This window comes from Treponema sp. R80B11-R83G3 (genome assembly GCF_054786115.1).
In genome coordinates, this window is record NZ_BDHF01000608.1 from 17,787 (window position 1) to 32,758 (window position 14,972).

The 14,972-nt window shown below is 46.6% G+C and carries 12 protein-coding genes; all 12 read left to right on the forward strand.

Going from position 1 to position 14,972, the window contains the following annotated elements; genetic code table 11:
• Positions 1 to 93 precede the first annotated feature (93 nt).
• Entirely contained in the window at positions 94 to 297 is a 204-nt protein-coding gene (locus tag ACYVRH_RS15735) for a type II toxin-antitoxin system HicB family antitoxin (protein ID WP_461257790.1), read from the forward strand.
• The gene (locus tag ACYVRH_RS15740) at positions 294 to 470 is read left to right on the forward strand and encodes a type II toxin-antitoxin system HicA family toxin (protein WP_461257791.1); all 177 of its coding nucleotides are present in this window, start codon (positions 294 to 296) and stop codon (positions 468 to 470) included. Before ACYVRH_RS15735 ends, ACYVRH_RS15740 begins: the two co-directional genes overlap by 4 nt.
• Positions 471 to 708: 238 nt before the next feature.
• Positions 709 to 2,025 carry a circularly permuted type 2 ATP-grasp protein gene (locus ACYVRH_RS15745; RefSeq protein WP_461257792.1) on the forward strand — a complete coding sequence of 439 codons (1,317 nt, stop codon included), beginning with the start codon at positions 709 to 711 and terminating at the stop codon, positions 2,023 to 2,025.
• Positions 2,007 to 2,696 (forward strand): alpha-E domain-containing protein, encoded by a 690-nt coding sequence (locus ACYVRH_RS15750; RefSeq protein ID WP_461257793.1) that lies wholly within the window; start codon positions 2,007 to 2,009, stop codon positions 2,694 to 2,696. Before ACYVRH_RS15745 ends, ACYVRH_RS15750 begins: the two co-directional genes overlap by 19 nt.
• Positions 2,693 to 3,475, forward strand: a complete 783-nt coding sequence (locus ACYVRH_RS15755; RefSeq protein ID WP_461257794.1) for a transglutaminase family protein — start codon at positions 2,693 to 2,695, stop codon at positions 3,473 to 3,475. Before ACYVRH_RS15750 ends, ACYVRH_RS15755 begins: the two co-directional genes overlap by 4 nt.
• A 69-nt stretch (positions 3,476 to 3,544) precedes the next feature.
• On the forward strand, positions 3,545 to 5,284 hold the full coding sequence (gene aspS, locus ACYVRH_RS15760) for an aspartate--tRNA ligase (RefSeq protein ID WP_461257795.1): 1,740 nt from the start codon (positions 3,545 to 3,547) through the stop codon (positions 5,282 to 5,284).
• A 170-nt stretch (positions 5,285 to 5,454) separates the two neighbouring features.
• Positions 5,455 to 6,942 (forward strand): alpha-N-arabinofuranosidase, encoded by a 1,488-nt coding sequence (locus ACYVRH_RS15765; RefSeq protein WP_461257796.1) that lies wholly within the window; start codon positions 5,455 to 5,457, stop codon positions 6,940 to 6,942.
• A 49-nt stretch (positions 6,943 to 6,991) separates the two neighbouring features.
• Positions 6,992 to 8,641, forward strand: a complete 1,650-nt coding sequence (locus tag ACYVRH_RS15770; protein ID WP_461257797.1) for a type 2 periplasmic-binding domain-containing protein — start codon at positions 6,992 to 6,994, stop codon at positions 8,639 to 8,641.
• Between the two features lie 151 nt (positions 8,642 to 8,792).
• Complete coding sequence (locus tag ACYVRH_RS15775) at positions 8,793 to 11,837, forward strand: endo-1,4-beta-xylanase (protein ID WP_461257798.1); 3,045 nt, start codon at positions 8,793 to 8,795, stop codon at positions 11,835 to 11,837.
• Positions 11,838 to 11,877: 40 nt separating this feature from the next.
• Positions 11,878 to 12,801, forward strand: coding sequence for an ABC transporter permease (locus ACYVRH_RS15780; protein WP_461257799.1), 924 nt, complete (start codon positions 11,878 to 11,880; stop codon positions 12,799 to 12,801).
• Complete coding sequence (locus ACYVRH_RS15785; protein WP_461257800.1) at positions 12,798 to 13,712, forward strand: carbohydrate ABC transporter permease; 915 nt, start codon at positions 12,798 to 12,800, stop codon at positions 13,710 to 13,712. The genes ACYVRH_RS15780 and ACYVRH_RS15785 overlap by 4 nt, the downstream gene beginning before the upstream one ends.
• Positions 13,713 to 13,784: 72 nt before the next feature.
• On the forward strand, positions 13,785 to 14,966 hold the full coding sequence (locus tag ACYVRH_RS15790) for a Gfo/Idh/MocA family protein (RefSeq protein WP_461257801.1): 1,182 nt from the start codon (positions 13,785 to 13,787) through the stop codon (positions 14,964 to 14,966).
• Positions 14,967 to 14,972: the final 6 nt, after the last annotated feature.

Below are 14,972 nucleotides of genomic sequence, written 5' to 3' on the forward strand. Positions count from 1 at the left end.
CGCCTCTTAGCTTGGGAGTTTTGCTAAAGAGAGAAAATCTGAGGGCTTATATAAATGCTGTAACCATGATATAGTTAATATAGAAGTTAAAAAATGCAGTTGTCGTATACCTGTTGGGAAGTAAAAGAAGGCGGATATGTCGGCTATCTTAATCAATATCCTGATTATTGGACACAAGGTGACAGCATAGAAGAACTGGAAAAAATGCTTGTTTCACTCTATGGCGATATTATGAAGTTTGATGATATACAATCTGCTGTTCCTGAACACACAGGTTTAGTTGCCGTTCCGGTATGAAACGTCTTGATTTAGTAAGAATCATTGAGCAAAACGGAGCTGTTTTTGTCCGGCACGGCAGCGACTATGATTGGTACAAAAACCGAAAACCGGCATTGCCGAGTCCGTTCCCCGTCACCGAGAGATCAAAGAAATATTGGCAAAAAAATAATCAAGCGGCTTTCGTAATGTAATCACAGTATTAAAATGCCTATTAGCGGTATAAGATGTATGCCCAATAAAATCCTTGAGTACGGTCAGGGCAGGGGCTATTTCGTGTAACTGAAAAATTAAAGCCTTTTATATGTTGCTTTTTAGAGCGAAATATAGTACTATAAAGATGAGCAACGGCGCTCAAACCTTAAATGGGAGCCGTTGCTTTTTTTTTGCGTCAGCTTACCGCCAAACGGCGGCAAGAAGGGGATAATTGGGATGGAAATGTCGGTAGCGACAGCTTATGAAATTAACAAACTCATGGCGCGGTACGGCGTAAAATTCGGTATCTACAAAAATGGGGAGTTTATTGAACAACTCTTCCCATACGACGCAATACCTCGGATCATTTCGCATAATGAATTCATGTTTTTGGAAAAAGGGCTTGTCCAGCGGGTAACCGCGCTGAACTGCTTTTTAAGGGACATTTACTCCGGCGCGAAAATTATCGCCGACAAAGTAGTGCCGGAAGAGTTTGTCTATATCTCCAAGGGATACCTGCCGGAGTGCGCAAATTTAATCCCGCCCCAGGGCGTGTACAGCCACATTTCCGGAATCGATCTTGTTCAGGCAAAGGACGGCGCGTGGTACATACTGGAGGACAACCTGCGCATCCCTTCGGGCGCGTCCTATCCGCTTATTGCAAGGGAACTGAGCAGAATCGCCGACCCAGACGCTTATTCAAACAACTATGTTACAGACAACCGCGACTACTCGGATCTATTGCGCGGGACAATGGACTTTGTAAACCGAGGCGGGTTGAATGTCATACTCACGCCGGGAAGGTACAACGCCGCGTACTTTGAACATTCGTACTTTGCAGAACGCACGGGCGCGTTGCTCGTAAAAGCGTCGGAATTAACCGTTGAGGGCGCGGTTCTGTACATAAAAGATTACCTCGGCGTCAAGGCGAGAGTCGGCGCGGTGTACCGCAGAATCTCCGATGAGTACCTTGACCCCATAACATTTATGGCGGAATCCCTGATTGGCGTTCCGCATATCATGGACGCCTACCGCAAGGGAAATGTCGCCATAATCAACGCGCCGGGCAACGGCGTCGCGGACGACAAGGGCATTTATTACTTCGTGCCAAAGATGATAAAATACTATCTGGGCGAAGAGCCGATTTTGCAAAACGCGCCGACATACCTGCCCTATTACGAGGACGACCTCAAGTTTACGCTTGAAAACATCAAACGCCTTGTAATAAAAGACGTATCGGAAGCCGGCGGCTACGGAGTAGTATTCGGCAGAGAGTTGTCGGAAGAAAAGTTAGCTGAAATCAAAGCTCTTATAAAAAAAGAGCCACGGCGGTTTATATCGCAAGAGGTCATCGATTTTATTGACCTTGACATTATGGACGAAAACGGCGGCACTATTCCACGAAAGGCGGACTTAAGGGCGTTTGTGCTTACCGGTAAAACCACTCGCGTGTGGGCAAGCGGCTTAACGCGCTTCTCGCGCATCGAGGGGTCGTTTATCGTTAATTCTTCGCAAGGAGGAGGGTTTAAAGACACATGGGTACTATCTCAGTAGAATACAGCTCAAACCTGTACTGGCTAGGAAGATACGCGGAACGCGCCTATACCACGCTAAAAACGTTCTTCAACTATCACGACATATCGCTGGACAAGGATAAAAATTCCTACAGGGAATTCCTTGGTAATTTGGACATTAAGGACAAGTACGGCGATCACGGCCGTTTTATAAAAGGGTATTTGTACGATGATGCGGACTGCTTCACCATCTCTTCTACGCTTCGCTTTGCGCACGATAATGCGCTTGTCTGCCGGAACGTGATCGGCAGTGAGGCGCTTGCCTATATCCAGCTTGCGGTTGACGCGTTCAACACAAGCCGCAACGCCAAAAACCTCCGCCTGTCGCTGATGCCGGTCATTGATTACCTGCTCGCGTTCTGGGGCAGTATAGATGACAAAATCTCAAGCGGTGAAGCGCGTACGATTATCAAGTGCGGCAAACTTGTCGAAAGGCTCGACTTGTACTTTAGGTTCTCGTACAACTACAAACTTATCAACAGCGAGTATGAAAAACTGTGCCATGTTCTTGCGCGGGTACGCAAAGGTTTTTGCAACGCGCAACATCTGGCGGTGCTGGTTGAAGTCCTTGCCACGGAGGAAAGTTACAAAACCCGCCTGGACGAAGTGCTTGACAGCCTAAGCAGGCTATTTGAGGAGCAAGCTGCTTGAAGACGGTCAGTTTTCAATATCAAACAGAATTGGCGTTTTCTTCGCCAGCGTCAGAGCACCAGTTCCTGCTTAAAATACTGCCGCAAAACGACAGCAGACAGCAGATAAAAAGCCTGTCATGGCGAATAGACCCCGCGCCGGATACGATCTGGCAAACCGTTGACAGTTTTGGCAATGACGCGCTTGCCGGAGAAATCAACGCGCCGCATAACCATTTCCGCTTTGGGATAGAGGGTGCGGCGGAAGTTACAGACGAACCTTACACTACTTCAGGCGATCCGCCGCGCATACTGCTTTATCCTACGGAATTGACTCGCGCAAATAACAAGCTTACCGATTTCTACAATGACATTAGCCTTTCCGCCCCGAATGACGCGTTGGAGCGTATTCAATATTTCTCACGCGCCGTCCATGCCCATCTGCGCTATGAGCGCGGCGCAACCTCTAATTCAACTTCGGCTGTGAAAGCGTTTGAAATAGGCGCGGGGGTCTGCCAGGACTACGCGCAAATATTGCTTGCCCTCCTGCGCATGGATAAAATCCCATGCCGCTACGTTGCGGGTCTCGCCTCCGGTTACGGAGAAACCCACGCATGGGTAGAAGCATGGACTGGAAACCAATACTGCGCCATAGACCCCACTCGCGACAAACTCATAGACGAGGGCTACATCGCCATCTCAAGGGGGCGCGATTTTGCCGACAGCGCCATTGAGCGCGGAGTATTCACAGGCCTATGCCGAGGAACGCAAACAGTAGTTCTGAACATGGAAATATCGTAACGCAAAAGACGCAAAGGAAGCACTTCCACAATTCCGTAATAATTGGCATAATAACACAAGAGAATCAATATGAATCAATATAGAACGCATACCTGCGGAGAACTGCGAGAAGAGCATACAGGAAAGACCGTCACTCTCTCCGGGTGGGTAGAAACCATCCGCGATCACGGCGGCGTTACATTTCTTGACCTCCGCGATCAGTACGGCGTTACTCAAATTGTCCTGCATGAAGAATATAAATCGGGCAAAGAAAGCGTTATCACGGTAACGGGACCGGTAAAAAAACGTGACGATGAGACCATCAATCCAAAAATTGAAACTGGAACCGTAGAAGTTCACGCCAAGACGCTTGTTATCCAAAGCAAGGCCGTCCGCTCTCTACCATTTGAAATTAGCGAATCCAAAAACACAAGGGAAGAAGTCCGCCTGTGTTACCGTTTTCTCGATTTGAGAAACCCAGAAGTGAAAAAAAATATTTTTCTGCGGTCAAAAATAATCAGTTTTCTGCGGTCAAAGATGGAAGAACTTGGCTTTACGGAGTTTCAAACGCCGATACTGACATCATCTTCCCCTGAAGGGGCGCGGGATTACCTTGTTCCCAGCAGAAAGCACCACGGAAAATTTTACGCTCTGCCGCAAGCTCCGCAAATCTTTAAACAGCTTCTGATGGTTTCAGGCTTCGACCGCTATTTTCAAATCGCCCCCTGCTTCCGCGACGAGGATGCCCGCGCCGACCGTTCCCCGGGAGAGTTTTACCAGCTTGATTTTGAAATGGCGTTCGCGGGGCAGGAAGATGTTTTCGAAGTGGCGGAAAACGCGATGTACGGCGTTTTTAAAACTTTTTCAAACAAAGAGGTAAGTCCCGTGCCTTTCGCAAAAATTCCTTACGCGGAAGCAATGCTCAAGTACGGAACGGACAAGCCCGATCTCCGCAACCCCCTTATTATTACCGACCTCACTTCATTTTTCGCGGACGTAAATTTTCAGCCTTTTAAAAATATTATTGTCAGGGGAATAGTAGTTCCAGACGCGGCGTTACAGTCAAAATCCTTCTTTGAAAAAATGCTTGCCTTCGCCACGGAAATCGGCATGAAGGGACTTGGTTACATCTCCGTTATGGAAGACGGCAGTCTCAAAGGACCAATAGTTAAATTCCTTTCCGCAGAAAAACAAAACACGCTCAGAAAAGATCTCGGTCTTAAAGCTAACGACACATTGTTTTTTATCGCGGACGCGCCCGCTAAGGTAAACAGCCTCGCGGGGCAGATTCGCACGGCGTTGGGAAATCAATTGAATCTTATAGATAAAAGCAAGTTTGAGTTGTGTTTTATTGTGGACTTTCCGATGTACGGTATCAATGAAGAAACCGGCGAAGTTGAATTTACCCATAACCCATTCTCCATGCCTCAGGGTGGGCTTGCCGCTCTTGAAACAAAGTCTCCCCTCGACATTTTAGCCTGGCAGTATGACATCGTATGCAACGGCGTGGAACTCTCCTCTGGCGCGGTACGCAACCACCTGCCGGAAGTGATGGTAAAAGCGTTTGAAATTGCCGGATACTCCCAAGCCGATATTGAGAAAAAATTTCCAGCCCTTTACAACGCTTTCCACTACGGCGCTCCGCCCCACGCCGGCATGGCTCCCGGCATCGACAGAATTGTCATGCTGTTGGCGGAAGAAGAAAATATCCGCGAAGTAGTAGCCTTCCCAATGAACAGCTCCGCGCAAGATTTGCTGATGGGCGCTCCCTGCGAAGTTACCGAACATCAGCTTCGCGAGGCGCATATAAAGGTAAGGCAGTCGAAGTAATACGTAGAATTTCTCACAAAGAACGCAAAGAAGGAAAGAGGTGGTTTTTGTCCTAAGGCTATGCGTGGGCTTTATGGTAAGATAGCAATAATCCGCATGAAAATAGCAATATTTGATTAGTATAATCAATAAATGCCGTGATATACTAAATAAAAAAATGGAGAAGAATAATGAACAGAATCGTAATAAAAACCCAAGAGGGTGATGTTAAGATAAGCCGCCATATATACGGGCATTTTTCTGAACATTTGGGGCGTTGTATTTATGGCGGTTACTGGGTTGGCAATGACAACATTGCAGCCGCCGCCATTCCAAATACCGGAGGAATACGGAACGATGTGGTTGCCGCGCTCAAGCGTATAAAAATTCCCAACCTCCGCTGGCCGGGCGGCTGTTTTGCCGATGAATACCACTGGAAAGACGGAATTGGTCCGGCATCGGAACGGGCAAAAATGATCAATACCCACTGGGGCGGCGTTTTGGAAGACAATAGCTTTGGAACGCATGAATTTCTCGCGCTGTGCGAGTTGCTGGAATGTGAGCCGTATATTTGCGGTAATGTTGGCAGCGGCACGGTACAGGAACTGTCGCAGTGGGTTGAATACTGCAATTTTGACGGAGTTAGCCCAATGGCCGATTTGCGAAGAAAAAACGGACGAGATGCGCCATGGAAAGTGCGTTTTTGGGGGATAGGCAACGAGAATTGGGGCTGCGGCGGCAATATGGCAGTGGAATTTTACGCCTGTAATTACCGCCGGTATGCTACGTTTGCCCGTAATTATAACGATACCCCGCTGTACAAAATTGCCTGCGGCCCGAATATGGATGACTATAACTGGACAAGGGTAATGATGGAAAGAGCCGGCAGTTTTATGCATGGGCTTTCACTGCATAATTACACAGTACCCGGCGATTGGCAGTATAAAGGCGCTGCAACGGAGTTTACCGAACCCCAATGGTTAATTACCATGAAAAAAGCCCTCCGAATGGAAGAGTTGGTTCAGAAACACGGCAAAATCATGGATGAATTTGATCCGCAATGCAAAGTCGGACTTATTGTTGACGAATGGGGCGCATGGCATGAAGTGGAAAAAGGAACCAACCCGGGATTTTTGTACCAGCAGAACACCATGCGCGACGCGTTGATTGCCGCGATTCATTTAAATATTTTTAATAATAACGCGCGCCGTGTTTTTATGGCAAATATTGCCCAAACCGTCAATGTGCTGCAATCGGTAATATTGACTGACGGTCCCCGCATGGTTTTAACTCCGACATATCATATTTTTGATATGTATAAGGTTCACCATGACGCCGTAAAACTGCCTCTGTATATTGAAAGCGAATCAGCCGATGGTATGCCCGCTTTGAACGCAAGCGCTTCCCGGAATGAAGATGGTCAAATTCATGTTTCAATAGCGAATATAGACCCTGTAAAACCGCAGACTGTAAAAATCGAAATGAATGGCTGTATACTAAGCTCTTCCGTTAAAATAAACGGGCAAATTCTTACTGCGGACAGAATACAGGAGCATAATACCTTTGAAAACCCGGATCTTGTGGCTCTAAAAGCGTTTAATGGCGCTTCAATCTCCGAAAACTGTATAAATGTAGAATTGCCGCCCGGATCGGTTATTACATTAGAATTAACGAAATAGCTTTATTAATTATGGGAAAAGTAATATATTAAAGCAAAGGAGAGAAAAAATGAAACGCAGAAATTATATAAACGTACTGTGGTTTTTTCTGATCGGCATATTTTTATTTATCAGTTGTAAAAAGGGCGGAACTGAGAAAAAAAACAATCCCAATTATCCTATAAATATTTCAATATTCTCAACATCGGCAATGCGGCAGCCTCCTGCTGATAATAAAATCTACAAGTGGATAGAAAGAAGATTTAACGTTACATTTACATGGGATATTCTGGTAGGCCAGCGGGATCAAAAGATAGGCGTTATGATAGCGGGAGAAGATTATCCCGACTTGCTTCTGGCAGATAGAAAATTTCTTGAAGCTAAGGCGCTAATTCCCCTTGAAGGCCTGATTGAGCAATACGGTCCCAACTTAAAACAGCACTATGAGGAAATTTGGGAAAAACTCAAGGAAGACGACGGCCATATTTATAATCTGCCTATTTGGGGCGTGTATCATGGAAAGGATCATAGTATATGGTACGGGGAAGCCGCCTTATTTGTCCAGAAAGAAGTTTTAAAAGAGTTTGGGTACCCGTCTATAAAGACTCTGGACGAGTATGTTGATCTGCTGTATAAATACAAGGAAAAACACCCGACAATTAATGGCCAGCCGACAATAGCCTTTACGTCTTTAGCCCATGACTGGCATTCGTACTGCATGATTAATCCGCCGGTTTTTCTGGCCGGTTTTCCAAATGACGGCAATGGAACTATTGATCCGGATACTCATCAATATAAAGTTTTTTTATATCAGGATATTTCCAAACGGTGGTTTAAGGTGTTCAACAAGATGAACAGCATGGGCATGGTTGACCGCTCCTGTTTTATTGACAACTATGATCAGTACCTTGCAAAAATAGCTTCAGGCCGGGTTTTGGGTTTCCATGATCAGGCATGGCATATAAAGCAGGCGGAAGACTCACTAACTACCCAGGGGATGGTTAACCGAACCTATGCGCCTTTGCCTGTTGTTTTTGATGAAAGTATACGTCCCCATTACCGCTCCCGGCCGGTGCCAAGCTTCGTGGGGGGCTTGAGTATCACCATTAAAGCAAAAGACCCTGTCAGAATTATACGCTTTTTGGATGCGCAGCTTTCCGAGGATGCTCAGAGGGTTTTATCATGGGGTTTTGAAGGAGAGGATTACCAATACGATGAGAACGGGCAGCCCTATCGCACCGAAGAACAAAGAAAGCAGCAGGAGGATGACGCATGGAATCTGCATAACAGGGCTCAACTGTGGATCGCCCATAATCCAAAAATACAGGGGTCTTTCAGTGACGGTTATCCGACAACTCTCGCCGATATTTACTCAGAGAGAGAAGCGATCCAAAAACCCGAGGATAAGGAGCTTTGGGCGGCTTATGGAGTCACCAGCTATCCCGAATTAATGGACAAGGATCCGCCGCCGAATTCTATTTGGTTTCCCGCATGGCAGATTCAATTTGCGGAAAGCTCGGATGCCAAGATTGCGTGGCAGCGCGCAGAATCCGTATACCGAAAATATCTGCCGCGGATTATTTTGGCGCAGCCTAACCAATTTGAAGAACTGTGGGCGGAATATATTGCCGAATTAAAGAAAACCGGCCTTGAGAACTATGAAGCATATATGCAGCGGGAGATTAACAAACGCATTGAAAAATGGAGTCCAAAAAAATGACATTACAAAAAAAAATTAGTAAAAAACACCGATTATTGAGCAATAAATTATTTAGAAAAATCAAGGAAACAAGGATATTATATAAAGGAACTCTTAAAAACCTCAGTTGAGTTTTTAGAGGTTCACTATTTAAATAATTTTGGAGGATTTTATGGCTAAGAAACTTTTACCTTTTTTTATGATCGTTTTTATTCTTTTTTTTGTTTCATGTAAGGAGACCGATAACGCGGACGCAAATAAAACTATAACGGTAACATTCCAAAGCCTTACCGCAAACAGTACCGCCTCCGCGCAGACAACCGCGCTTATCTTAACCTTTGACAAAGATATAACAGACCTTGCCGCCTCAGACATTACCTTGAACGCGGGAACCACAGGCGCGGTTAAAGGGGCGCTGACCAGAACCGGAACAGGAACGTACAGCCTTGCCGTAACGGGCGTTACAGTACAGGGTTCCGTTTCGGTGTCGGCTGCGAAAACAGGTTATGCAATTACAGGAAACCCCAAAACGGCGACCGTGTATCCAGCCCCGGAGCCACCGGGAGTTCAGGATATAGCGGTAACATTCCAAAGCCTTGCCGCAAACAGTACCGCTTCCGCGCAGACAACCGCGCTTATTTTAACCTTTGACAAAGATATAACAGACCTTGCCGCCGCCAACATTAACCTTGATGCGGGAACCACCGGCGCGGTTAAAGGGACGACGCTGGCGAGAACCGGGACTGGAACGTACAGCCTTGCCGTAACGGGCATTACGGTACAAGGTTCCGTTTCTGTATCGGTTGCGAAAACAGGTTATGCAGTTACAGGAAACCCCAAAACGGCGACCGTGTATCCGGCGCCAGTTCAGAATATAGCGGTAACATTCCAAAGCCTTGCAGCAAACGGTTCCTATTCCACGCAGACAACCGCGCTTACCTTAACCTTTAACAAAGATATAACAGACCTTGACGCCTCCGACATTACCTTGAACGCGGGAACAACCGGCGCGGTTAAAGGGGCGACGCTGACTAGAACCGGAACGGGAACGTACAGCCTTGCCGTAACGGGCGTTCTTGTACAGGGTTCCGTTTCGGTATCGGTTGCGAAAACAGGCTATACCGTTTCTGGAAACCCCAAAACGGCTAACGTTTATCCGACACCGGCGCCGGTGCCGCCAGGGTTGGCCGAGTTGATCACCGCGTCAAATTCCGGCGTACCGGCGTACCGTTTTACGCCGAATGTCGGAGAAACATGGTCAAATTTCAAAGAGATAACCTTTACGGTACGTGTGGACGATTCCGAAAGTTACAGCAACACAGGCGGGCGTCTCCACGTATACGGCGTTTTGACTTCCGGTTTTGCCAACGGCTGGATGGGCTTAGGTTCAGGATGGGACAACACATTACGGCTTGTGTGGTATCAAAAAGGCCCCAACGGAGTAGGGACGGCAAGCACGGCTACCATTAGCAAGATACTTGGTAAAAATGTGACGCCTCCGTCAAGCCTTTTGGGGCAGTGGGTAACCTATACCCTGTCCATTGCCAATAACTCCACTGAAAACGTGTACCTTGGAAATTACGATGGTACTAAATACCCTGCGGCAAGCAATGCCGGACCATGGATTCTTGGAGCGGGATTGACAACCAATAACGGCTCCATAAACTACTATATAAGAGACGTAGCCTTGGTCAGAAAGGACAATACGCAATTGGCGCCTGACGCGCTTATCAACAATTTCCTTGACTCAACCTTCCCTGCCTCCATTTCTCAGAATAACGCCACGGAAGTTACCAGATCGACAGTGGACGCGCCCGGCGCCAGTTCAACGCCGACTGCGGTAACATTCCAAAGCCTTGCCGCAAACAGTTCCGGCGCGGCAACGACAACCGCGCTTACCTTAACGTTTGACAAAGATATAACGAATCTTACCGACTCTGACATTACCTTGAGCGCGGGAATAACCGGCGCGGTTAAAGGGGCATTGACCAGAACCGGAACGGGGACGTACAACCTTGCCGTAACGGGCGTTACAGCGCAGAACATTGTTCTGGTGTTGGTTATAAAAGCCGGTTATGCAATTACAGGGAACCCAAAAACTACAGTCGTGTATCCGGTACCCCTAACGCTGCTCTACAACAAATGGCCCTTTATGGTAGGCGCCGCCGCCCCCACCAGCGCTTTTACCACAAGCAATGCACAATATCCGTTGCTCAAGTATTTTAACGTACTGGTTGCCGAAAACGACATGAAGCCGGGAAGCGTAATGCCCGCCAGCAAACCGGCAACATTCCCCGGCACATACCGCTGGACTAACGCGGATACATTGGTTAATTACGCCAAGGCGAACAACACAAAAATCAGAGGGCATGTGCTTGTATGGCACAGCCAAACCCCCGATTACTTCTTTGACGTTACAGGCAGCGGCGACGCGGCAACAACAACAATGACCAAAGCAGAACTCTATGACCGTATGGAAAAACATATAAAGACCGTGTTTGAACATTTCAAAGGCGATGTCGGCTGGTGGGACGTGTGCAACGAAGTTGTCGGCGACAACGGCCAGATTCGCGCTGCGGGAAATCCTTCCAACGGCGGATCATGGTACACGAAGGTGATGGAAAATTCAGGGCAGACCGGCATGGACAAGTACGAGTTTGTGCTTAAAGCTTTCCAATTTTCACGCCAATACGCCGATGCCAACAACGGACAGAACGTAAAACTCTACCTGACCGATTACAACATTGAATTCAACTCGTGGTCAAAGCAAGCCGAATTTTTAAGGCTTGTAGATTACCTTATACAAAATAACGCTCCCATTGACGGTGTTGGTTTTCAGACCCACATAAATTATACGTTTAGTGTTAATGAACTATCGATGGCCATTGACAAAGTTGCCGCAAAGACGAGAAACGGAGTAAAACTGATGAGCCAGGTTACCGAACTGGATATGTCGCTTTATAATGATTCAACAACCCTGACGCTTGCGGACGCAGAGTTGAACACACGGTTGACAACGCAAGCGACAAAATACCGCGATCTGTTTGATATGTTCAAGCAAAAGTATAATGATGGAAAACTCGACATGGTATTGGTATGGGGTTTGAACGACGCTAATAGCTGGCTGAATAACCGCCCTGCGGGCAGAGTAGATTATCCGCTGTTCTTTGACAGGAACTCCCAGCCAAAGGCAGCGTATAACAGGCTGGTGGAATAGCGGGATATAAAAGAGATGAGAATCAATGGAGTCTTAAAAAATGACGTTGCGTAAAAAAAGTTTTGCCTCGCAATTGCTGGCCCAAAAACAGCTTCTTTTTATGACGGTTCCGATAATCCTCTATGTGTTGCTTTTCTCCTATGTTCCTCTGTGGGGCTGGACAATGTCTTTTCAGAATTATAAGCCCTCACGTTCATTTTCTCAACAGGAGTGGGTGGGGCTTCAGTGGTTTAGATTCCTCTTTACCGACAGGGATTTTTTACGCGTACTAAGAAACACTATCGTCATGAGTCTGATCAACATGGTTCTTGGGTATTTTTCGGCAATATTATTGGCTTTGCTGCTTAACGAGGTAAAAAAAATACTCTTTAAGCGCGTTGTGCAGACAATTTCATATCTTCCGCACTTCCTTTCCATGATCATTGTTACCGGGTTGGTCGCTTCCATGCTTTCTGTGGAAAACGGCACGATCAATGAATTTTTATTATTTCTGGGGGTAATTAAAGAGCCTATCCCTTGGCTGAGCGAGCCGAAATATTTCTGGGGAATAGTAGGCATTACATTTGTATGGAAAGATGTTGGCTGGAATACAATCATCTATCTTTCTGCAATGGCAGGCATAGATCCCACGCTTTACGAGGCATCAGAAATTGACGGCTGCAACCGCTACCAAAAAATGTGGCATATAACATTGCCGGGAATCAAAGCCACCATTATGATTCTGCTCATTATGAGCATAGGCCGCCTCCTTGACGCTGGTTTCGAACTCCAATACCTGCTGAAAAACGGCATGATTCAGGATGTGGCGGAGACAATTGATATCTATGTTATTACTTACGGTCTGGAAAATTTTAACTATTCACTGGCGACAACTGCGGGAATGTTTAAAAATTTAATCAATGTATGCCTGATCTTTTTTGCCAATTGGCTTGCAAAGCGCATGGGAGAGGAGCGTTTGGTATGAATTTTAAATACATGGGGACTAAAATTGAACGCTATGTTTTCACTATTGGTAATACTATTCTCCTGTTGCTGGTCGCAATTTGTACGTTATATCCTTTCTGGAATACCCTTGCCGTGTCGTTTAATACTGCCACGGATACCACGCGCGGCGGTATCACTATTTGGCCGAGGATATTTACTTTGCAGAATTACAAGGCGGTATTTTCCGATGGAATCATTTTTCATGCGCTTTTCATTTCTATAGCTCGAACAGTGATACAGACTGTAACCGGCGTATTCTTTACCGCCATGATAGCGTATGCGTTGAGCCGTAAAAATTTTATTTTTCGCAAAGCCTTCACCATGATTTTGCTTCTTTCCATGTATATCAACGCCGGGCTTATTCCGTCATATTTCCTTATGCGGAGCCTCCACCTTATGAATACTTTTCTTGTTTATGTTATTCCCGGCATGGTCAGCGCGTTTAACTTTATTGTGATCAGAACCTATATAAACAGCCTCCCTGAAAGTATCATTGAATCCGCCCAAATTGACGGCTGCGGCGATTTTAAAATATTTTTACAGATTATTTTGCCGCTATGTCTGCCTGTACTGGCTACTATTGCGTTATTTATTGCCGTAGGTTCATGGAATGCGTGGTTTGACACAATGATTTATAACTCCCGCAATGTTAATCTTCACACCCTTCAGTACAAACTCATGGAATTTTTGCAATCAAGCCAAAGCCAGTCCAAAACTGCCGCTGATATTGGCTCTATGGGAATGTCTCAGAATGCCGCAGCCAATATGGTAACGCCGGTGAGCATTCGCGCCGCCATAACCATTGTTGCCGCCGCGCCCATTATTGTCGTGTATCCTTTCCTGCAGCGTTATTTTATTACCGGGCTAAATGTCGGCGGAGTGAAAGAATAAGAATGATCAGCAAATGCCGGGATATATAACATATAAATCGAAGAGAACTAAAGTTTTATTGGAGAAGCCAACATGGTATCAGTAGCTATAATCGGTACGGGTGGCATATCACAACAGCACATAAACAGCTTTCTCGCCTTTCCGTCTCGCTGTAAAATTACCTGCCTGGTGGATATTTTTCCGGAAAAAGCAGAAAAGAAAAACGCGGATAATAAACTCGGCGCAAAAGTAAGCTCATCTTATAAAGAGATTTTAAATAATCCGGACATCGATCTGGTGAGTATCTGTACGCCGCCTTTTTGCCATGCGGAAGCCGTTATTGATTTTCTGAATGCGGGGAAAAACGTTATTGTGGAAAAACCGATGGCTAATTCCCTGGAAGAATGTGACGCGATGCTCGATACTGCAAAGAAAAGCGGCAAGGTGTTTTCCGTAATTGCCCAGAATCGTTTTCGGGATCCCATTTCAAATTTAAAGAAAGTCCTGGATTCGGGGCTGATTGGCAAGGTTGTTCACGCCCAGGTTGATTCTTTTTGGTGGCGGGGTCATTCCTATTACGATCTGTGGTGGCGCGGCACATGGGAAAAGGAAGGGGGCGGATGCACCCTGAACCACGCGGTACATCACATTGATATGTTACTCTGGATGCTGGGTTCGCCCCAAAAGGTCAGCGCGGTAATAAGCAACGCTTCCCATGACAACGCCGAAGTGGAGGATATTTCCGTAGCTGTGTTACAGTACTGCGGCGGACTTTGCGCGAAAGGGGCGCTGGCTCAGATAACCAGTTCCGTTATCCATCACGGCGAGGAACAGCAGCTTATTTTTCAGGGTGAAAAAGCCCGCGTTTCCGCTCCATGGAAGATCGGAGCGCAAATCGCCCAAGCCAACGGTTTTCCCGCCAAAGAGCAAAATGAAGCGTTGATTAAACAGCTTAACGATTTTTATGAATCCCAGCCGAAACTCACCCACTCCCTGCACGAAGGCCAAATTGATGACGTGCTTTCCGCTGTTGAAAAAGGCGCAAAACCGTTGATTGGCGGTGAGGACGGAAGGCGCACTATCGAACTTATCACCGCCATTTACAAGGCCGGTACGGAACAGCGGACTGTGGAATTGCCGTTAAAACCGGATGATCCCTTCTACACGGTGAAAGGTATTATGGAACGGGTTCCGCATTTTTATGAAAAAGCAGCCTCCGTTGCCGATCTCAGCGGCAATATCACCCTTGGCAGTGACTTTAAAGGCAAAAAGTAAGGAGAA

Bases quoted from the DNA above. Each gene is read 5' to 3' on its own strand.
- ACYVRH_RS15735 (WP_461257790.1), top strand. From the start codon at position 94: ATGCAGTTGTCGTATACCTGTTGGGAAGTAAAAGAAGGCGGATATGTC.
- ACYVRH_RS15740 (WP_461257791.1), top strand. From the start codon at position 294: ATGAAACGTCTTGATTTAGTAAGAATCATTGAGCAAAACGGAGCTGTT.
- ACYVRH_RS15745 (WP_461257792.1), top strand. From the start codon at position 709: ATGGAAATGTCGGTAGCGACAGCTTATGAAATTAACAAACTCATGGCG.
- ACYVRH_RS15750 (WP_461257793.1), top strand. From the start codon at position 2,007: ATGGGTACTATCTCAGTAGAATACAGCTCAAACCTGTACTGGCTAGGA.
- aspS (WP_461257795.1), top strand. From the start codon at position 3,545: ATGAATCAATATAGAACGCATACCTGCGGAGAACTGCGAGAAGAGCAT.
- ACYVRH_RS15765 (WP_461257796.1), top strand. From the start codon at position 5,455: ATGAACAGAATCGTAATAAAAACCCAAGAGGGTGATGTTAAGATAAGC.
- ACYVRH_RS15770 (WP_461257797.1), top strand. From the start codon at position 6,992: ATGAAACGCAGAAATTATATAAACGTACTGTGGTTTTTTCTGATCGGC.
- ACYVRH_RS15775 (WP_461257798.1), top strand. From the start codon at position 8,793: ATGGCTAAGAAACTTTTACCTTTTTTTATGATCGTTTTTATTCTTTTT.
- ACYVRH_RS15780 (WP_461257799.1), top strand. From the start codon at position 11,878: ATGACGTTGCGTAAAAAAAGTTTTGCCTCGCAATTGCTGGCCCAAAAA.
- ACYVRH_RS15785 (WP_461257800.1), top strand. From the start codon at position 12,798: ATGAATTTTAAATACATGGGGACTAAAATTGAACGCTATGTTTTCACT.
- ACYVRH_RS15790 (WP_461257801.1), top strand. From the start codon at position 13,785: ATGGTATCAGTAGCTATAATCGGTACGGGTGGCATATCACAACAGCAC.